Origin of the sequence: Qipengyuania aestuarii (assembly GCF_019711535.1) — a bacterium.
GTDB lineage: Bacteria > Pseudomonadota > Alphaproteobacteria > Sphingomonadales > Sphingomonadaceae > Qipengyuania > Qipengyuania aestuarii.
Map to the genome: position 1 here is coordinate 359637 of NZ_JAIGNP010000003.1, position 18523 is coordinate 378159.

At 62.1% G+C, this 18523-nt stretch carries 20 protein-coding genes; 12 read left to right on the forward strand and 8 right to left on the reverse strand.

Annotation, left to right across the window (positions count from 1 at the left end; all coding sequences use genetic code 11):
• Positions 1-103: 103 nt before the first annotated feature.
• Positions 104-502 (reverse strand): peptide-methionine (R)-S-oxide reductase MsrB, encoded by a 399-nt coding sequence (gene msrB / locus K3175_RS11475; RefSeq protein WP_221543521.1) that lies wholly within the window; start codon positions 500-502, stop codon positions 104-106.
• A 186-nt stretch (positions 503-688) separates the two neighbouring features.
• Here msrB and rpsT point away from each other — a divergent pair, with 186 nt between their 5' ends.
• From rpsT to K3175_RS11500, 5 genes are all read left to right on the forward strand, one after another.
• Positions 689-949 (forward strand): 30S ribosomal protein S20, encoded by a 261-nt coding sequence (gene rpsT / locus K3175_RS11480; RefSeq protein ID WP_221543522.1) that lies wholly within the window; start codon positions 689-691, stop codon positions 947-949.
• 440 nt (positions 950-1389) lie between these two features.
• Complete coding sequence (gene dnaA / locus K3175_RS11485) at positions 1390-2847, forward strand: chromosomal replication initiator protein DnaA (protein ID WP_221543523.1); 1458 nt, start codon at positions 1390-1392, stop codon at positions 2845-2847.
• A gap of 85 nt (positions 2848-2932) precedes the next feature.
• Entirely contained in the window at positions 2933-3334 is a 402-nt protein-coding gene (locus K3175_RS11490) for a DUF983 domain-containing protein (protein ID WP_221543524.1), read from the forward strand.
• Positions 3331-4098 carry a HesA/MoeB/ThiF family protein gene (locus K3175_RS11495; protein WP_221543525.1) on the forward strand — a complete coding sequence of 256 codons (768 nt, stop codon included), beginning with the start codon at positions 3331-3333 and terminating at the stop codon, positions 4096-4098. Before K3175_RS11490 ends, K3175_RS11495 begins: the two co-directional genes overlap by 4 nt.
• Before the next feature lie 109 nt (positions 4099-4207).
• Entirely contained in the window at positions 4208-5131 is a 924-nt protein-coding gene (locus tag K3175_RS11500; protein ID WP_221543526.1) for an alpha/beta hydrolase, read from the forward strand.
• A 3-nt stretch (positions 5132-5134) separates the two neighbouring features.
• Here the strand turns inward: K3175_RS11500 and K3175_RS11505 are convergent, their stop codons facing one another.
• Positions 5135-5836: an NAD-dependent deacylase gene (locus K3175_RS11505; protein ID WP_221543527.1), complete on the reverse strand. Its 702-nt coding sequence runs from the start codon at positions 5834-5836 to the stop codon at positions 5135-5137.
• 109 nt (positions 5837-5945) lie between these two features.
• On the opposite strand from K3175_RS11505, the gene dapB reads away from it, so the two are divergent.
• Both dapB and nth read left to right on the forward strand, forming a co-directional pair.
• Positions 5946-6674, forward strand: a complete 729-nt coding sequence (dapB, locus tag K3175_RS11510) for a 4-hydroxy-tetrahydrodipicolinate reductase (RefSeq protein ID WP_221543528.1) — start codon at positions 5946-5948, stop codon at positions 6672-6674.
• 9 nt (positions 6675-6683) lie between these two features.
• Complete coding sequence (gene nth, locus K3175_RS11515) at positions 6684-7334, forward strand: endonuclease III (RefSeq protein WP_221543529.1); 651 nt, start codon at positions 6684-6686, stop codon at positions 7332-7334.
• Here the strand turns inward: nth and K3175_RS11520 are convergent.
• From K3175_RS11520 to dapE, 3 genes are all read right to left on the reverse strand, one after another.
• Positions 7331-7624, reverse strand: a complete 294-nt coding sequence (locus K3175_RS11520; protein ID WP_221543530.1) for a hypothetical protein — start codon at positions 7622-7624, stop codon at positions 7331-7333. The two genes, nth and K3175_RS11520, sit on opposite strands and share 4 nt — an antisense overlap.
• The gene (locus K3175_RS11525) at positions 7617-8855 is read right to left on the reverse strand and encodes a dicarboxylate/amino acid:cation symporter (RefSeq protein WP_221543531.1); all 1239 of its coding nucleotides are present in this window, start codon (positions 8853-8855) and stop codon (positions 7617-7619) included. Before K3175_RS11525 ends, K3175_RS11520 begins: the two co-directional genes overlap by 8 nt.
• A 122-nt stretch (positions 8856-8977) precedes the next feature.
• Entirely contained in the window at positions 8978-10117 is a 1140-nt protein-coding gene (gene dapE / locus K3175_RS11530) for a succinyl-diaminopimelate desuccinylase (RefSeq protein WP_221543532.1), read from the reverse strand.
• A 29-nt stretch (positions 10118-10146) separates the two neighbouring features.
• Here dapE and K3175_RS11535 point away from each other — a divergent pair, with 29 nt between their 5' ends.
• Positions 10147-10614: a cupin domain-containing protein gene (locus tag K3175_RS11535; protein ID WP_221543533.1), complete on the forward strand. Its 468-nt coding sequence runs from the start codon at positions 10147-10149 to the stop codon at positions 10612-10614.
• Positions 10615-10636: 22 nt separating this feature from the next.
• On the opposite strand, the gene K3175_RS11540 is transcribed toward K3175_RS11535, so the two are convergent.
• Positions 10637-11530: a S1/P1 nuclease gene (locus tag K3175_RS11540; RefSeq protein WP_221543534.1), complete on the reverse strand. Its 894-nt coding sequence runs from the start codon at positions 11528-11530 to the stop codon at positions 10637-10639.
• On the reverse strand, positions 11497-12156 hold the full coding sequence (locus K3175_RS11545) for a glutathione S-transferase family protein (protein WP_221544121.1): 660 nt from the start codon (positions 12154-12156) through the stop codon (positions 11497-11499). Before K3175_RS11545 ends, K3175_RS11540 begins: the two co-directional genes overlap by 34 nt.
• A gap of 211 nt (positions 12157-12367) precedes the next feature.
• Between K3175_RS11545 and K3175_RS11550 the strand changes: the two genes are divergently transcribed.
• The gene (locus K3175_RS11550) at positions 12368-12784 is read left to right on the forward strand and encodes a VOC family protein (RefSeq protein WP_221544122.1); all 417 of its coding nucleotides are present in this window, start codon (positions 12368-12370) and stop codon (positions 12782-12784) included.
• Positions 12785-12808: 24 nt separating this feature from the next.
• Here K3175_RS11550 and K3175_RS11555 read toward each other — a convergent pair whose 3' ends face one another.
• Complete coding sequence (locus tag K3175_RS11555; RefSeq protein ID WP_224813010.1) at positions 12809-13240, reverse strand: DUF983 domain-containing protein; 432 nt, start codon at positions 13238-13240, stop codon at positions 12809-12811.
• Between the two features lie 306 nt (positions 13241-13546).
• On the opposite strand from K3175_RS11555, the gene ahpC reads away from it, so the two are divergent.
• From ahpC to katG, 3 genes are all read left to right on the forward strand, one after another.
• Positions 13547-14113: an alkyl hydroperoxide reductase subunit C gene (ahpC, locus tag K3175_RS11560; protein WP_221543535.1), complete on the forward strand. Its 567-nt coding sequence runs from the start codon at positions 13547-13549 to the stop codon at positions 14111-14113.
• 292 nt (positions 14114-14405) lie between these two features.
• On the forward strand, positions 14406-15995 hold the full coding sequence (gene ahpF / locus K3175_RS11565; RefSeq protein ID WP_221543536.1) for an alkyl hydroperoxide reductase subunit F: 1590 nt from the start codon (positions 14406-14408) through the stop codon (positions 15993-15995).
• A gap of 202 nt (positions 15996-16197) precedes the next feature.
• On the forward strand, positions 16198-18414 hold the full coding sequence (gene katG / locus K3175_RS11570; RefSeq protein ID WP_221543537.1) for a catalase/peroxidase HPI: 2217 nt from the start codon (positions 16198-16200) through the stop codon (positions 18412-18414).
• Positions 18415-18523: the final 109 nt, after the last annotated feature.

Here is an 18523-nt window from a genome sequence, read left to right on the forward strand (position 1 = left end):
CTTCCCTCATGTTCCAGGCGCACGGCCCTATATCCGCCACAATCTCCCATGGCGAGACGGAACCTCGGCTTAACGAATCGTACGGAGGCCGCAAGCCGCCCCCTTAGTCGTCTGGTTCGAATTCGAGTGCTGCAGAGTTGATACAATAGCGAAGGCCATTCTCGCCGGGGCCATCCGGAAACACATGGCCAAGGTGCCCCTCGCAGTTGGAACAGGTAACCTCGGTCCTGATCATGCCATGAGTGGCATCGCGGTGCTCTTCCACTGCGGCGCTTTCGGCCGGCGCCGTAAAACTCGGCCACCCGGAGCCGCTGTCATATTTGTCCGCGCTTTCGAACAAGAGCTGACCGCAGGCAGCGCAGTGATATTCCCCATCAGCCTTGTTCTTGTCGTACTTGCCGGTGAAGGCGCGCTCCGTCCCTTTTTCCCGCAAGATGCGATATTGCTCAGGGGTTAGCTCTTCGCGCCACTCGGCTTCCGATTTTTCGACTTTATCGCTCACAGCTTGTCCTTCATCTCATCTGCTTCCATATAAGGGCAACAGGGCGCGCCAGTTGCGGTTCCGCTTTTGCTTGACGATTCGGTATCCCATCGCTAAGTGCGCCGCTTTCCGGCGGTTAATCCGCCTTTTTCGACACGCCCAATTGAATTCCAGCCGCTTTTTGTCGCGGCCTGATCGAGGACAGATATGGCCAATACGCCGCAAGCCAAGAAGCGCATCCGTCGCAACAACCGCCGCGCCGAAGTCAACGGTGCGCGCATGAGCCGCATCCGCAACTACGTTAAGAAGGTTGAGACCGCGCTCGAAGCTGGCGACAAGGATGCTGCCCAGACCGCCCTCCGCAATGCTCAGCCAGAGATGGCTCGCGGTGTTGCTCGCGGCGTGATGCACAAGAACACTGCAGCTCGTAAGATGAGCCGCCTGTCGAAGCGCGTTGCCGCGCTCTGATCTTTAAGCGGCTTCGGCCGAACACAGACACGTGAGGGGTCGTCGCGAAGTGCGGCGGCCCCTTTGTCGTATTCGGGTTGCACTTTGAAATCAAAGTGTCTCCGAGCCGTAATGAAATTGGCGGAAATACTGCGATTCGTCAGCCCCACATCAGTAAATCGAAGCTTTTTCAAAGGCATCAACGGAGGTCTGCGGGGTCACGTTGAGTCAACTAGATTATTTCAGATTTTTTGCTGTTATCCCCCTTGCGACTCATCGCTGCTGCGACCTACACAATGGATCTGCTCGGGGGGGACAGCCCGGGTATTCATATCGACGGCCAAGGGGAGGGACCACCCGAGAATCACGCGATTCCGGGTAGCGGCGAAGCTATGCGCGCACTCCTTCTGGCCCACTTAACTTTTGGACGACCGTACGGTCACTCGGGGATCTACACTCCAATGGCGAAATCAGGCGAGCTTGCTGGCAAGCGGAAGGCAAATAACGAAATGGAAGACCTGGAAGCCGTAAACCTGGCAGCCGATTGGGCAGATATCAGCCAAGGCCTGCGCAAGGATTTGGGGCACCAGCTTCACAGCCAGTGGATCAAGCCCATACAGCTTGGTCGGATCGATTCTGAGACCGGCACGCTCGATCTGTTCCTTCCGACCGAATTCAGCGCCAATTGGGTCAAGGATCGCTTTGCCGACCGGCTGAGCCTGGCGTGGAAAATCGCGCGCAGCGAAGTGCGTCAGGTCGCCATTTCGGTTCACCCTGGCCGCCGCCAGGTTGCCGATCTGCGTCTTCACAGCGACGGTCGTCGCCCTGCGAACGATGCCGACACTTCGATGATGGCAATCGGTGCCGATACTCTGGGAGATACCGGCTTCACCTCTTCGGTGGGCCTCGACGCCAGCCTGACCTTTGCCGCCTTCGTGACCGGCGAGGCGAATATTCTCGCGTTCAACGCGGCCCAGCGCATGTCTGCGACAGAAAAGCCGCAATTCAGCCCGCTTTACCTCAAGGGCGCCACCGGACAGGGCAAGACCCATCTCCTGCATGCCATCGGACACACATTCCTTCAGACACACAGCCGCAGCCGCATCTTCTACTGCAGCGCCGAGCGGTTCATGGTGGAATTCGTGCAGGCCCTGAAGGCCAACCGTATGATTGAGTTCAAGGCGCGGCTGCGCAGCTTTGACTTGCTGCTGGTCGACGACATCCAGTTCATTATCGGCAAGGCCTCGGCTCAGGAAGAACTGCTCTACACGATCGATGCGCTTCTGGCGGAAGGCAAACGCCTCGTCTTCGCAGCCGATCGCGCGCCGCAGGCTCTCGACGGTGTGGAACCGCGCCTGCTGTCGCGCCTTTCGATGGGCTTGGTGGCGGACATCCAGCCCGCCGACATCGAACTGCGCAAGAAGATCCTTCACTCCAAGCTGAGCAAGTTCGCACCGCTGGCCGTACCGGAAGACGTGCTGGAATTTCTCGCGCGTACCATCACGCGAAACGTGCGTGAGCTGGTCGGGGGACTGAACAAGCTGATCGCCTATGCGCAGCTCACGGGACAGGAAGTCTCCCTGCAGTTGGCCGAAGAGCAGCTGACGGATATCCTGTCTGCCAATCGCCGCCGGATCACGATCGACGAGATCCAGCGGACCGTCTGCCAGTTCTACCGCATCGATCGCAGCGAAATGAGTTCGAAGCGCCGTGCGCGTGCGGTGGTGCGCCCCCGCCAGGTCGCCATGTATCTGTCAAAGGTACTCACCCCGCGCAGCTATCCCGAGATTGGCCGCAAATTCGGCGGGCGCGACCATTCGACGGTCATCCACGCCGTGCGCCTGATCGAGGATTTGCGCCAGCGCGATGCTGATATGGACGGCGATGTGAGAAGCCTATTGCGCCAGCTGGAAAGCTGACCAGTCCACATCGTAGGCACCGTTGGTCGACAGGCCTTGCACAGCCTTGTCGACAGCGTGCATGGGAGCGTCCAAAGGGGCAGGCATGAGCAAGCCGATCAGTCTGCCCAAAACGCTCCCCTCCGCCTTGTGGCGGGGCACATTATGCCGCTGCCCGCGATGCGGCGACGGCAAATTGTTCCGCAAATGGCTGAAACCTGTCGATCGCTGCAGCGTGTGTGATCTCGATATCACCGGACAGCGGGCGGACGACCTTCCAGCTTATATCGGAATTTTCGTGAGCGGGCATTTGCTCGCCCCCGTCATCATCACGCTCGTGGTCAGCTATTCGCTATCCCCCATGGCGTTGCTCGCCATCATCATTCCGCTTGCACTGGTGATGCTCATCGCCCTGCTGCAACCATCCAAAGGAGCCGTGATCGCTCTGCAGTGGTGGAACGGGATGCACGGCTTCAAGCGGGAACGCGCGAACGGAGAAAACCCGTGAGTCTCACGCCCGAACGTCTCGATCGCTTTGCCCGGCACATCGTCTTGCCTGAAGTGGGCGGCGCTGGGCAAATGGCGCTGGCAGAAAAACATCTCGTGCTCATCGGCTTGGGTGGGATCGGCAGCCCCGCGTTGCAATACCTCGCTGCCGCCGGGATCGGGAAGCTGACCCTCGTCGACGACGACAAGGTCGATCTTAGCAACCTGCAGCGCCAGACACTTTATAACGAGCGTGACGTGGGCCACGGCAAAGCCATCTCTGCAAAGCGATGGGTGACGCTGTTCGACCCTGCGCTCGATGTCGAAATCAGTGATCGCCGTATCGATCCCGTCCGCGCCGCCACGCTTGTGGCCGACGCTGACCTCGTGCTCGACGGGACCGACAATTTCGCTACTCGGCTTGCTGTCTCAGACGCCTGCGTGAAAGCCGGCGTGCCATTGCTGTCGGCAGCGGTCGGGCGTTTTCAGGGGCAAGTCGCCGCTTTCGCAGGGCATTTGCCCGACGAAGCCTGTTACCGCTGTTTCGTCGGCGATGCCTTCGATGCCGACGATTGCGATACCTGCGCCGAAGACGGCATGCTGGGCGCGATGGCAGGCTGGGTGGGAAGTTTTGCCGCGCTGCAAGCGGTTCGCGTCCTCCTCGACGGAGTGAGCGCCTATGGCGATTCGCAATGGAGCCGGGTCAATCTGCTCGACGGCATTAAACCGGGCATGCGCCAATTCGTGATCACGAAAGATCCCGCCTGTTCGGGCTGCGGCCACTAGCAGCCCAGGGATCTCTCCTGCCGCGAACGAGCTGGTTGACCTGTTCGGAAGCCACAGTAACTTCGCGCAAGACCGGACAGGTAATACTGCCGCAGAGAGGATCTTGGCCATGTTCCGAAACCTTTTGACCAGCCAGCTGGCGGCATTTGCCATGATCGCGGCGACTCCATCCTCGCAACCCGACCGGATGACCGCTATAGCCACACCTGAACAAGCCAATGCGATCGCTCTCGGCACCGGTTCGATGCCGGGGGCGACCACAGCGGAAAGCTGGCATTCCCAATATGGAAGCGTGTTTGCCCGGAACGTGGTCTACTCCACGTTGACGCCCTTTCTCGCCGATCCGGCGATTGCGACAGGCAGCGCGGTAATCGTCGCCCCGGGCGGCGGTTTTCGTACGCTCTCGATTGAAAACGAAGGGTGGCAGGTCGCCCAAGCCCTAAACGAGTGGGGCGTTTCCGCCTTCGTTTTAAAATACAGACTTAATCAGACACCCGCCGACCTCCAAGAATTCGCTTCATTGCCGCCTCCGCGCCCCGCCACGGATCCGGGCGAGAAAGCAAGACCAGTGCTGGATCAGCGCATGGCCAGCATCGGCCCGATGATCGAGGACGCAGACGCTGCCTTCGCGTTGATCCGCGCCAATGCAGAAGCATGGGGCGTGGACCCGGACCGGATCGGAATGATCGGATTTTCGGCTGGCGCCGCACTGACGATGGCGACCGCGATTACCAGCGAGAGCGCCGAACCGGCGTTTTTGGCCGATATCTACGGCCCGCTCGGTGCGCTTGACGTGCCGGCCGAAAAGCCGCCCCTATTTATTGCTCTTGCCGCCGACGATCCGCTCTTCAACACGACCGACTTCGGCATCGTGACCTCATGGAAAGACGCGGGCGCGCCGGTCGAATTCCATTATTACGAGCAGGGTGGTCATGGCTTCGGCATGTATCAGAAGGAAACAACAAGTACCGGCTGGTTCGATGCCTTCGCCGACTGGCTGGTGATGCATGGCTTTGCCAGACCGCTGGACTAACCTTCACCCCAGGATTTCTGCGACCCATTCCGGCACCAAGTCGCTCGCCCTTCCCTTCCGGGTCTCGTCGAACCAGTAGGAACCCTCGCTGCGCTGGAGATTGAGCTCCAGCGTATGGGCACCGAATTCTCGTGCATCACGGACGAAGCCCGCAGCCGGATAGACCGCCCCGCTCGTGCCGATGCTGACGAACAAGTCAGCGCGCCGTAATCGGTCATAGATGCGGTCCATCTCGTAAGGCATCTCGCCGAACCAGACGACATCGGGACGCAGTGCCTCTGCGCCGCAACCGGGGCATGCAGGGTTGCCGACAAGCGGTTCGCTCCATTTATGCCGCTGCTCGCAGCTGGCGCATAAGGCGCTGAGCAGTTCGCCATGCATATGTAGTACGCGTTTGGCCCCGGCCCGTTCATGCAGGTCGTCGACGTTCTGCGTCACAATCAGCAAATCGCCTTCCCACTCGGCATCCAGCTTGGCCAGCGCCCGGTGGGCTGCGTTCGGCTCCACCTTCTGCACCGCCTCGCGCCGTGCATCGTAGAAGCGCTGCACGAGAGCGGGGTCGCGTGCGAAGCCTTCAGGCGTTGCGACATCTTCGACCCTGTGCTTTTCCCACAGCCCGCCGCCGTCGCGAAATGTATCGATACCGCTTTCGGCTGAAATCCCGGCACCGGTGAGAATGACGATGTTGCGGATAGAATCGGACAAGTTTCGGCTCCCGGTCGCCCCACGCTTGTCGAAAGGGCGTCTTATCTTCTAGCCACACGTTAACGAACCAAACGGAGCTATGACAAGCTCAGCCCGAACGGAGGTCAGCTTGGCGAATATTGGTGTCATCGGAAGCAAGGGCGCGATGGGTGAGGTGTTGCGCCGCGTCATAGAAGAGTCCGGCCACGATTTCTCGGGCGGCGCGGACAAGGGCGACGATGTCGGCAAGCTGGCCGATGTATCGGACCTGCTGGTCGATTTCTCCGCGCCGGCCGCCCTGCAATCCAATCTGCATGCAGCGGTCGGGGCCGGAATCCCGATCGTGATTGGCACCACCGGGCTCGAGCGCAAACATCACGATGCAATCGATCAGGCTGCGCACGCCATTCCGGTGCTCCAGACGGGCAACACATCTCTTGGAGTGACCCTCCTTGCTCACCTCGTTCGCGAAGCCGCTCAGCGGCTCGGCAAGGGGTGGGACATCGAAATTCTCGAAATGCATCATCGCCGCAAGGTGGACGCTCCGTCCGGGACCGCGCTGCTCTTAGGCGATGCTGCCGCCGGCGGACGTGGTATCGATCTTGCAACCAATAGCGAAAGCGGGCGCGATGGTGCCACTGGTCCGCGCGGTGAAGGTGCGATCGGCTTTGCCGCCTTGCGCGGTGGCACTGTTGCCGGGGAACACAGCGTCATCCTGGCTGGCGAAGAAGAACGTATCACACTGTCCCATAGCGCAGAGAACCGCGCCATCTTCGCTCGCGGAGCAATCCGCGCAGCCGAGTGGCTTCGCACGCGCGAGGCGGGCCGGTATTCGATGGATCAGGTTCTGGGCATCTGATTTGCACATATGACCAAGGATCAGATCTTCGAGTTCTTTCGCCGCATGGCGGAGGACAATCCCTCGCCAGAAACCGAGCTGGAATATGGGAATGCGTACCAGTTGGTGGTCGCAGTGGCACTGTCTGCCCAGGCGACCGACGTCGGGGTCAACAAGGCCACGCGTGCGCTATTCCGCGAAGTCGAAACCCCCTCCCAGATGATCGCGCTGGGCGAGGACGGGCTGAAGGAGCACATCAAGACCATCGGCCTGTTCAATTCCAAGGCCAAGAACGTCATCGCGCTCTCCGAGCTGCTGGTGGCCGAATATGGCGGCGAAGTGCCGGACACGCGCGAGGACCTCGTCCGCCTGCCGGGCGTCGGCCGCAAGACGGCCAATGTCGTCCTCAATTGCTGGTTCGGGCATGAGACCTTCGCTGTCGACACCCATATCCTGCGCGTCGGCAACCGTACGGGCCTTGCGAAGGGAAAGACGCCCGAGCAGGTCGAGGCGAAGCTCGAGAAGCGCGTGCCCCAGCCCTTCCGGTTAGGCGCGCATCACTGGCTGATCCTGCATGGCCGCTATGTTTGCAAGGCCCGCACGCCCGAATGCTGGCGCTGCCCGGTGGTTGACCTTTGCAGCTACCGCAAAAAGGTGCTGGAGAAGCCGAAGGGTCGTTAGCGGTCCGGCTTCCCGTCGAGGCAAATCCTCTCGCCCGGTTGCAGGGTTGCCTGGGGTGCGATGCCCTCGAGATAGATCAGCGTTTCCGCTTCCTGCTGGTTCATGCCCATCGCGCTGGCATGAGCCATCAGTTGTGGCACCGTAAATCCCGAGCCGTTCTCGGGCACGGTGATCAGCGTGCCCGCGCACGCGGATGCGCGGTCTCCACCCCCGCTCCCGCCCGCCTGCGGTGTGCAGGCGGTGAGCGTCGCAATCAGCACCGCTGCCGCAGGTGCTGACCGCCTAGACATCGTCCGCCGAGACCATTTCGCGCCGGTCGATCTCTCCTGTCATCACCGCCACTGTCGTCGCAACGGCGGCGTCGCCCGAAACATTGGTCGTCGTGCGCATCATGTCCATGATCCGGTCCACACCCGCGACGAAGGCGATCGTCTCCAGCGGCACGCCCACCGCGCCGAATACCAGCGCCATCATGATCAGCCCTGCGCCCGGGATGCCCGCCGCACCGACCGCGCCGAGAGTCGCGAGGATCGAGATGAGGAAGTAGTCGCCCCAGCTCAGATCCACGCCGAAGATCTGCGCGCCGAACAGCGTGGCGAGACCGAGATACATCGCCGTGCCGTTCATGTTGATCGTCGCCCCCAGCGCGATCACGAAGCTGGCGACCGAATTCGACACGCCAAGATTGCGCTCCGCACAGCGCAGCGTCACCGGCAGCGTGGCGTTGGAGCTGGCAGTGGAATAGCTGACCGCCATCGCGTCCACGATCCCGCGGAAGAAATCGCGCACCGGCAGCTTGGCGAGGAATTTGATCATCGCCGAATACATGACGAAGATGATCAGCAGGCAGCCGGCATAGTTCAGCGCGACCAGTTTCGACAGCGCGACGAGCGCATCCAAGCCCAGCGTGCCCGCGACCCAGGCCATCAGCGCGAAGACGCCCAAGGGGGTCAGCTCCATCACCACCATGGTCACCTTCTGCATGATCACGGCGCCGCTATCGAACACCTTCTGCACGGGCAGGCCGTCTTCCTTGGCCATCAGGATGCCGATGCCGATCAGCAGGCTGAAGACAATCAGCGGCAGCACCGACACGTCGGCCATGACCTGCACCGGGCTTTCGGGCACGATCGACAGGATCATGTCCACCGCCGTGGTGGGATTGGGTTCGGGCGTGGTGCCCATCTCGATCGCACTGGTATCAACGCCCGCCCCCGGAGCGATGATGGTGCCAAGCGCGAGGCCGAGCCAGACGGCAATCTGCCCGGTGACGACGAACAACAGCATCGCCCGACCGCCCACCGCGCCTAGCTTGCGCAGGTCGCCGATCGCCGCGACGCCGCTGACCAGGCTGAAGAAGATCAGCGGCACGACAAGCATCTTGATCGACTTGATGAAGAAATCGCCGATCCATTTGATGCTTTCCGCCTCGGGACCCCAGGCATAGCCAGTAAGCACGCCCAGGAGCAGCGCGGTGACGACGCGCTGCCACAGCGGAATTTCGAACCAGGTCTTCAGCAAACTCTCATCCCCTCATGTCGTCATTGTGAGCGGCGCAGCCGCGCGGCAATCCATGGCGCAGTTCGCGGCGAATGCAAAGCGGCATGGATTGCCCCAGCGCCCCGGCACCTCGCCATGACTGCCTATTCCGTGCTCAGCGCCGCGCGGGCGATGCGCGCATAGATGCGGCTGAGCGTCGCCAGATCATCGACTGCCACAGCCTCGTCGCGCTTGTGCATGGTCGCGTTGCAGAGGCCGAATTCGATCACCGGGCATACGCTGCGCAGGAAGCGCGCGTCGGAGGTGCCGCCGGTTGTGGAGGGTTCGGATTCGAGCCCCGTTTCCGCTTTCACCGCCGCGGCGATGATGTCGGAAAACGCACCCGGCGGCGTCAGGAACGGCTCGCCGCTGATGATTGGCAGCGCGGTGCCGCCGTGCCTCTGCGCCACTGCCGCGACTTTCTCCGACAGCGAAGCGCCCGAATGGCAATCGTTGAAGCGGATCGAGAGCCGTGCCTTTGCGGCCTCGGGAATGACGTTATGCGCGGGATTGCCAACTTCGAGGTCGGTCACTTCCAGATTGCTCGGCTGGAACCATTCGGTCCCTTCGTCGAGCACCAGCGCATCGAGTTCGGCCAGCATCGCGACCAGTTTGGGAATCGGATTGTCGGCCAGATGCGGATAGGCGACGTGGCCCTGCGTGCCCTGCACTTCCAGCCAGATGTTGACCGAACCGCGGCGGCCGATCTTCATCATGTCGCCCAGCCGGTTCACGCTGGTAGGCTCGCCGACGAGGCACAGGTCGGGCTGATGGCCTGCCTCGCGCATGAAATCGATCAGCGCGCGGGTGCCGTGCAGCGCGGGGCCTTCCTCGTCGCCGGTAATGATGAAACTGAGCGTGCCCGCATCGGCGGGAATCTGCGCCACGGCATCGACCATGCAGGCGATGGCGCCCTTCATGTCGACCGCGCCGCGGCCGTAGAGCAGATCGCCGCGCACGTCGGGGGCGAAGGGTTCGGACGCCCAGCCACCGCCCGGCGGGACGACGTCGAGATGACCGGCGAAGGAGAAGTGCCGCGATCCCGGCGGGCCCTTGCGAATGGCGAAGAGGTTCTCCACCGGCGCTTCTGGCGTTCCTTCCTCGCCCTCTCCGCGCGTGAACCGCGTGACTTCGAAGCCGAGCGGGGCGAGCATCGCCTCCAGCTCGTCGAAAACCGACCCGGTGGCGGGCGTAACGCTGCGGGCGGACATCAGGCGCTTGGCGAGATCGAGGACTTCGGTCATGTTGCCTCCGCTAGCAGGAGAGTGTGCCAATGCCCAAGCTCGATCTCGACGCCATTCCCCAGACCAATGCAACCGGCTATCCGCCGCCCTACGACGAGGACGTTGCAGGCCGGAAGTATCGGCGCCTTGCCCCTGCAGCCGGGTTCACCAAACTGGGTGCCAGCCATGTCGTGCTCGACCCGGGTGCCTATTCCTCGCAGCGGCACTGGCACGAGGGGCAGGACGAGCTGCTCATCTTCCTGCAGGGCGAGGCCGTGCTGATCGAGGATCAGGGCGAAGTCCCGGTTCATGCAGGCGATATCCTCGCCTGGTCGGCGGGAGACCGCAATGGCCACCGCCTTCACAACCGGTCCGACAAGCCCTGCGTCTTCATCGCCGTGAGTGCCGGAGATCGCGACGAGGACCGCGGCGAATATCCCGACATCGACATGGTCTTCACCCCGGATGGCTATTTCAAGCGGGACGGCACGCCTTATCCGACCAAGCGCGTGCCCTGATCACGTCCGTCACCAGACCTACTCATCGGGCCTCTTCGTTAGCCAAGGGCCCCGGCGCGAAGGCCTTGTCCAGATATTCCGCCATGCGGATCCCGGCCTGCGTGACCCGCCTGCGCGAGATCGGGATGGCGCGCTCGATATCCTCCTGCGTCAGCGCGGTTTCATCGGGCAGTTCCTCGCCATCGCAGGGGGCGCGGTCGAAGGCATTGGGATAGACGAAGTCACGCGCCGTTTCCCAACTCTCCCGGCCCCAGTCGGCGGAGGTTCCGCCGCCCAGTTCGGCCCGCTCTGCTGCGGAATAGCGGCGCACCAGCGGCGTGGGCGAAGACGTGATGGCGCGTTCGGCCAGCGGCCCGTCCCAGATCCAGTGCAGATTCAACCCCGGCGCAATGCCATAAGCGGTCGTATTGTCATTGCCGCCGCGATCACCGTGATCGCCCGAATGCAGCGGCATATGCACGTCGCCGATGAAGTGGACGAGGAATGTCAGCGCTTCCAGCCGCACATTGGCGGGCAGGCTTTCATCGGCAAGGATACGCTCGTTACGCTCGATCTGGGCGAGGATGCAGTTCTGCCCCGAGCAATTGGCGCGCGGATCGTAGGCCTCGCAGACCGGCGCGGTGCGGTAATGCCAGGCGAAGGTATAGCCCCAGCGCCAGTAATCGCTGCGCAGGCAATCGGGCCAGGAGGCCGCATCTTCGAGACTCGCAAGCTCGCAATCGGGCACGCCCAGCTCGGGTGCGGCCTTCAGCAGGCGCGCGATGGCGGCCCGCGTTTCCGGCTTCACATTCGCAAGCGCGATCGATGCAGTGGTGCGGTGGGCGTAATCGCCCCATGCCATGGCCTGCGCGGGCAGCAGCGCAGCCAGCGCCGCCAGCAGCGTCAGGAAACGGTTTCGTATTGTTCGATGACCCATTCTTCGTTTTCCGATGCGGTGATCCACGCCTGCATCCACTCATGTTCCCACAAGGCCTGCATGTAGGCGGCCGCGAAGCCGGGGACGGCAATCTGATAGCTGATGAAGCGGCTGACGACGGGGGCGAAGAACACGTCCGCCGCGCCGAAGGTCCCGAAGAGATAGGGCCCGCCGCTGCCGAACCGGCTGCGCGCTTCAGCCCACAGAGTGAGGATGCGCAGGATGTCCGAACGACAGGCCTCGCTCGGCGTGAAACCGTCGAAGCGCTTGCGCACGTTCATCGGGCATTCGCCGCGCAGGGCCTGGAAGGAGGAATGCATTTCGGCGACCATCGATCGCGCCATGCCGCGTGCGGTCTCGTCCTTGGGCCAGAACCGGTCGCGCCCCACCTTGTCGGACAGGTATTCGAGCATGGCGAGGCTGTCCCAGACCACGGTTTCCCCGTCCCACAGCAGCGGGACCTTGCCCGATGACGGCATGATCTCGCCGCCCTGGCGGGTCGCTTCCCAATCCTCGCCATACAAGGGGACGACGATTTCGTCGAAGGACAGGCCGGACTGCTTGGCCGCCAGCCAGCCGCGCAGGCTCCAGCTGGAGTAGTTCTTGTTACCGATGACGATCTTCATGCGGGCTCCACCATTCCCAGTTCCCTTGCGCCCTATCCGTTCATCCACGCGCTGTCGATGCTGAATGGTGGAGCGCTTGGAGCGCACCTCAGCGTAAAATTCCTCGAGCATGGCAAGGGCGGTTTCCGGTGTCAGGTCGTTTCTCATAGCCCCAGCCATGCATAGCCAGATGCGTGTAGGAAAACGGTTTCTGGCAGGCTATTGCCGCTGCATGACCCTGCGCCCGTTCCATCTCGCCTTTCCCGTCCGCGACCTTGCGGAAGCCCGCAGCTTTTACGGCGGGACACTGGGCTGCGCCGAGGGGCGTTCGTCCGATGAATGGATCGATTTCGATTTCTACGGCCATCAGATCGTGGCGCATACGGGCGGGGATGCGGGCGACCGTGCAAGCAACCCGGTCGATGGTCACGACGTGCCCGTCCCGCATTTCGGCGTGGTGCTGACGATGGAGGACTGGCAGGCGCTGGCCGACCGGCTGACGAACGCAGGCACGCAGTTCGTGATCGAGCCGACGATCCGCTTCAAGGGCCAGCCGGGCGAGCAGGCGACGATGTTTTTCCGCGATCCCAGCGGCAATGCGCTGGAAATGAAAGCCTTCGCCGACGACGCGATGTTATTCGCGACCTGATCGGCTGCGAGCGAGGCTGGGACTTCAGTCCTCGTCCCTGCCCCGTTTCTCATCCTCGCGGGCGTGCATATCACCCCACAGTTTCTCGGTCCCCGCCTCGACCGAACGGTTGACGTATTGCGATGCGACCAGCCAGCCCTTGATCGGGCGCAGCGGCAAGACACAGCCCAGACCCATCAGCGGAATGGCGATCACGAACAGCAGGACGACCGGCAGTTCCAGCGCCACCTGCATCCAAACGATCAGGAACAGCAGCGGGAAGGCAACGAAGGTCAGCGAGAAGAAGGCCGGGCCATCGTCCGGCGAAGCGAAGCGGTAATCGAGCCCGCAGACATCGCAGCGATCGACGATCTTCAGCCAGGACTTGAACATCTTACCCTTGCCGCAATGCGGGCAAAGGCCTTTCCAGCCCGATTTGAAGATCCAGGCGGTCTTTTCGCTTTCGTCCAGTTCCAAGATGCAGCTCCGAATGGTGGCCGGTGTGACACGCGCTTTTCGCCAAGATGCGCTGGCGCGCGAAATCGAGCAGTGTGGGCCCGCGCACAAGCACAAATATGTGCACCCGGCTTGCGCGCCGGTCATCTAAGCGAGACCAGTTGATTGCGAAAAACGCAACTATAATAGCCGTTCCGTTGCGCTTTTCGAAAGTTCCATTCAGTTAATCGATTATTCCGATGCTAGCAATCGCAACATATCGCTTTTGTGCATCGCACCAGACCTTATCTGGGGTGCATCAGTTTAACCCGAACAACGGAGAAACCCATGGGTATTATCGGAAGCCAGATCAAACCGTTCAACGCCACCGCATTCCAGGCAGGCAAGGACTTTTTCGAAGTCACCGACGAAGACGTTAAGGGCAAGTGGGCCGTTTTCTTCTTCTATCCGGCCGACTTCACTTTCGTCTGCCCGACCGAACTGGAAGATCTCGGCGAACAGTACGCCATGCTCCAGAAGATGGACGTCGAAGTCTATGGCGTGTCGACCGACACCCACTTCAGCCACAAGGCATGGCACGACACCTCGGAAAAGATCGGCAAGCTGCAGTTCCCGTTCCTTGGCGACCAGAACCACGTCCTCGCACGCAATTTCGACGTGCTGCGTGAAGGCGTTGGCCTTGCCGATCGCGCCACTTTCGTGGTCGATCCGGACGGCGTTATCCAGATCATGGAACAGACCTGTGAAGGCGTTGGCCGCAATGCGAACGAACTGGCCCGCAAGATCAAGGCTGCACAGTATGTCCGCGCCAATCCCGGCCAGGTCTGCCCCGCAGCATGGGAAGAAGGCAGCGACACGCTGTCGCCTTCGCTCGACCTCGTCGGCAAGATCTAAGCTGCAGGCGAATATTTTGGAGGCGGCGCTTACCCTTTAAGGCCGCCTCCCGAGACTGGAACACGCTTCCCGTCTCATGCCGAGGCCCGGGGGCTTCCCCCTCCCCCCCAACCCCCGGGCCTCTTAATTTCTCACCAGCGCCCTCTCTTCGCGCATGCGGGAGATAAAGGCGACGCGGCAATCCATCACCTCGCCCGATATCCGGCCCGATATCCGGTTGCGGCAAATGGCAGGAGATGGATTGCCACGTCGCCCCGTTCCGGGCCTCTCGCAAAGACGAAGGATACGACCGATGCTCGACGCCAATCTTACCCAGCAACTCAAGACCTATCTCGCCAATCTGCGCGAGCCGGTGGAACTTGTCGCTTCGCTCGGCGACGATGAGAAGTCGCGTCAGACGCGCGAATTGCTCGAAGAGATCTCGGCGCTGCACGATATGGTCAGCGCAAGCTTCGACGGCACTGACGAGCGCAAGCCCAGCTTCGTGATCCGCCGTGCCAGCGATGCGGAAAAGTGGGTGCGCTTTGCCGGTTTGCCGATGGGGCACGAGTTTACCTCGCTGGTTCTCGCCCTGCTGTGGGCAGGCGGCCACCCGCCCAAGGTCGATGCCGATCTGCTGGAGCAGGTCCGCGGGCTGGAGGGCGATTTCAATTTCGAGATGTATTTCTCGCTCAGCTGCCACAACTGCCCCGACGTCGTGCAGGCGCTGACGCTGATGGCGCTGGAAAATCCGCGCGTTACCGCCACGCTCATCGAAGGCGGAACGTATCAGGACGAAGTCGACGCGCGCGACGTGATGGCCGTGCCCGCGACCTTCCTGAACGGCGAGCCCTTCTACAACGGCAAGATGGAACTGGCCGAAATCCTGGCCAAGGTCGACACCGGAGCCGATGCCAAGGCGGCAGAAAAGCTGTCCGCCAAGGACGCTTTCGAAGTGCTCGTGATCGGCGGCGGCCCGGCCGGCGCGGCTTCGGCCATATATACCGCCCGCAAAGGATTCAGCACCGGCATCGCGGCAGAGCGGTTCGGCGGCCAGCTGCACGATACCCTGGGCATCGAGAACCTTCCCGGCACCGCCTATACCGAAGGCCCCAAGCTGGCGGGCGATCTGGAGCGCCATGTCGGTGAATACGAGATCGACGTGATGAATCTGGCGCGGTCGGTAAAGCTTGTTCCTGCCACGCAGGAAGGCGGGCTGCATTCGGTCGAACTGGCCAATGGTGCGACGCTCAAAGCCCGCAGCCTGATCCTTGCCACCGGCGCGCGCTGGCGCAATCTCGGCGTGCCGGGCGAAGCGGAATATCGCAACAAGGGCGTGGCCTATTGCCCGCATTGCGACGGCCCGCTGTTCAAGGGCAAGCGGATCGCGGTGATCGGCGGCGGCAATTCCGGCGTCGAGGCGGCGATCGACCTCGCCAAGATCGTCGGCCACGTCACGCTGATCGAATATGACAATCAGCTGCGCGCCGACGAGGTGCTGCAGAAGAAGCTGCGCAGCATGGATAATGTCGAGATCGTCACCAATGGCCAGACGACCGAGATTACCGGCAGCAACGGCAAGGTCGACGGGCTGATGGTGAAGAACCGCGAGAGCGGCGATACGCGCCGGATCGAACTGGAGGGCGTATTCATCCAGATCGGCCTCGTGCCCAACACCGAATGGCTGGAAGACAGCGGGCTGGAGCTTACCAAGTTCGGCGAAATCGTCACCGACGAGGAAGGCCGCACCAATCTGCCGGGCATCTTCGGCGCGGGCGACGTGACCAATGTGCCTTACAAGCAGATCGTCGTCGCCATGGGCGAAGGCTCGAAAGCCGGCTTGTCGGCCTTCGATTACCTGATCCGCACCGAACCGGTGGACGAGATCGCCCAGGCGGCCTGATTTTCCCCCTTCAAACGCCTTCGAAGCGTCGTCATCCTGAGCTGATGGCGGCGCTTTTTCTTGGCCGGACACACCTTGCCGCAAAATCGCCTCAGCCAATCAATTAGAACCGTTTAATCGATTGGACGAATGACCGGCAATTGGGCAGATTGTTTTCATCCTCGGACGGGAGACCGAGTCTAAGTTAGCAGGAGAGAAGATCATGGACGCCAAGACCGGAGATATCAGCGGTTGCCCATTCACCGGAAACAGCGGCACGCGGGACCTGTTCGGCCGCCGCAACCGCGACTGGTGGCCTGACCAGCTCGACCTTGAAATCCTTACCGAGGGCGGCCGCGCAGCCGATCCCATGGGCGAGGATTTCGATTATTGCGAAGCCTTCAATGCGCTCGATTACACCGCGCTGAAGAAGGACCTCACCGATCTCATGACCGACAGCCAGGAATGGTGGCCGGCCGACTATGGCCATTATGGCCCCTTCTTCATCCGCATGGCATGGCACGCCGCCGGGACTTATCGCACCGGTGACGGGCGCGGCGGTTCGTCCAGCGGGCAACAGCGCTTCGCCCCGCTCAACAGCTGGCCCGACAACGGCAATCTCGACAAGGCGCGCCGCCTGTTGTGGCCGATCAAGCAGAAATACGGCAAGCATATCAGCTGGGCCGATCTCTTCATCCTGACCGGCAACGTTGCCATCGAAAGCATGGGCGGCCCCGTCTTCGGCTTCGGCGGCGGGCGCAAGGACGTGTTCGATCCCGAAACCGTCTATTGGGGCACGGAAGACCAGTGGGTCGATACCGGCGCTGAAACCCGCATCCAGCCCGACGAGGGCAAGGCGCTGGAAAACCCGCTGGCAGCGATCCAGATGGGCCTCATCTACGTCAATCCCGAAGGTCCGGGCGGCAATCCGCACGATGCGGAAGGCATGGCGCGCGACATGCGTGAAACCTTCGCCCGCATGGCCATGAACGACGAGGAAACCGTCGCCCTGACCGCGGGCGGCCACGCTTTCGGCAAATGCCACGGTGCCGCCCCGGCGGATTCGTTCGGCAGCGCGCCCGAGGGCGAGACGCTGCACCGCATGGGCTTCGGCTGGCTGACCGACCCCGAAGAAATCGAGAAGGGCCATATCACGACCTCGGGCATCGAGGGCGCGTGGACGCCCAACCCGACGCAGTGGGGCAATGATTATTTCCGGCTGCTGTTCAAATATGACTACGAGCTGACGCAGTCGCCCGCAGGTGCGAACCAGTGGACCCCGGTCAATCCCGAAGAAGCCGACATGGCACCCGATGCGCGGGACCCGAACAAGAAGGTCCCCACCATCATGACCACTGCCGACATGGCGCTGAAGCGCGATCCGGAATATCGCAAGATTTCCGAGCGTTTCCTCAATGACCAGGCGGCGCTGGACGATGCCTTTGCCCGCGCGTGGTTCAAGCTGACCCACCGCGACATGGGGCCCAAGGTCCGCTATCTCGGCCCGGACGTGCCTGATGAAGACCTGATCTGGCAGGATCCAATTCCCGCCGGTTCGCAGGTTTCGGACAGCGATTTGTCGTCCTTCAAATCGAAGGTCCTCGGCAGCGGCCTGTCGGTCGCCGAACTGGTCAAGGCGGCATGGGCCTCGGCCTCCACCTATCGCAATTCGGACCACCGCGGCGGCGCCAATGGTGCGCATATCCGCTTCGACGAAATCCGGAACTGGGCCGTCAACGATCCCGAAGAACTGTCGCGCGTTCTGGACAAGCTCGACGAAATTCGTGGCGGCATCTCGATGGCCGATGCGATCGTCATTGCCGGTTCGGCTGCAGTCGAGAAAGCTGCGCAGGATGCGGGCTTCGATATTGCCGTCCCCGTCACCACGGGCCGGGGCGACGCCAAGGGGGAAGACTTCGACGCCGAGAGCTGGGAGCCGCTGGAACCCTTTGCCGACGGTTTCCGCAATTACCTGAAGACCAAGGCTTCGGTGAAGACCGAGGACATGCTGATCGACCGGGCGCATCTGCTCGGCCTGTCGATCCCCGAAATGACCGTGCTTGTCGGCGGGCTGCGTGTCCTGGGTGCGGTGAGCCACCACGCCAAGCACGGCGACAGCATCGGCGTCCTGACCGAAACCCCGGGCAAGCTCGACAACAGCTACTTCGTCAACCTGCTCCACATGGGCACGGTCTGGGAAGTGGTCGACGAGAGCGGTGACGAAGAATTCGTCGGCAAATGCCGCCTGCACGGCGACGAGAAGTGGCGCGCCACGCGCACCGACCTCGTCTTCGGCTCCAATTCGCGGCTGCGCGCCGTGGCGGAAGTCTATGCCGAAAACGGCAATGAGGAGAAGTTCGTTCGCGATTTCGTCAATGCCTGGACCAAGGTCATGGACGCGGATCGTTTCGATCTCAGCTACGCCAAATATCACTCCTAAGGCCAAGCTCCACACGAAGATGCAGGAAGCCCCCGCCCCACCGGGCCGGGGGCTTTTTGCTGTTCGCCTGACGCGATCACCACGAACGCTTTTTCGAATGCTTACCGGC

Excerpts from the sequence above, each read along its gene's own strand:
- rpsT (WP_221543522.1), top strand. The coding sequence starts at position 689 with ATGGCCAATACGCCGCAAGCCAAGAAGCGCATCCGTCGCAACAACCGC.
- dnaA (WP_221543523.1), top strand. The coding sequence starts at position 1,390 with ATGGCGAAATCAGGCGAGCTTGCTGGCAAGCGGAAGGCAAATAACGAA.
- K3175_RS11490 (WP_221543524.1), top strand. The coding sequence starts at position 2,933 with ATGAGCAAGCCGATCAGTCTGCCCAAAACGCTCCCCTCCGCCTTGTGG.
- K3175_RS11500 (WP_221543526.1), top strand. The coding sequence starts at position 4,208 with ATGTTCCGAAACCTTTTGACCAGCCAGCTGGCGGCATTTGCCATGATC.
- nth (WP_221543529.1), top strand. The coding sequence starts at position 6,684 with ATGACCAAGGATCAGATCTTCGAGTTCTTTCGCCGCATGGCGGAGGAC.
- K3175_RS11520 (WP_221543530.1), bottom strand. The coding sequence starts at position 7,624 with ATGTCTAGGCGGTCAGCACCTGCGGCAGCGGTGCTGATTGCGACGCTC.
- dapE (WP_221543532.1), bottom strand. The coding sequence starts at position 10,117 with ATGACCGAAGTCCTCGATCTCGCCAAGCGCCTGATGTCCGCCCGCAGC.
- K3175_RS11535 (WP_221543533.1), top strand. The coding sequence starts at position 10,147 with ATGCCCAAGCTCGATCTCGACGCCATTCCCCAGACCAATGCAACCGGC.
- K3175_RS11540 (WP_221543534.1), bottom strand. The coding sequence starts at position 11,530 with ATGGGTCATCGAACAATACGAAACCGTTTCCTGACGCTGCTGGCGGCG.
- K3175_RS11545 (WP_221544121.1), bottom strand. The coding sequence starts at position 12,156 with ATGAAGATCGTCATCGGTAACAAGAACTACTCCAGCTGGAGCCTGCGC.
- K3175_RS11550 (WP_221544122.1), top strand. The coding sequence starts at position 12,368 with ATGACCCTGCGCCCGTTCCATCTCGCCTTTCCCGTCCGCGACCTTGCG.
- ahpC (WP_221543535.1), top strand. The coding sequence starts at position 13,547 with ATGGGTATTATCGGAAGCCAGATCAAACCGTTCAACGCCACCGCATTC.
- ahpF (WP_221543536.1), top strand. The coding sequence starts at position 14,406 with ATGCTCGACGCCAATCTTACCCAGCAACTCAAGACCTATCTCGCCAAT.
- katG (WP_221543537.1), top strand. The coding sequence starts at position 16,198 with ATGGACGCCAAGACCGGAGATATCAGCGGTTGCCCATTCACCGGAAAC.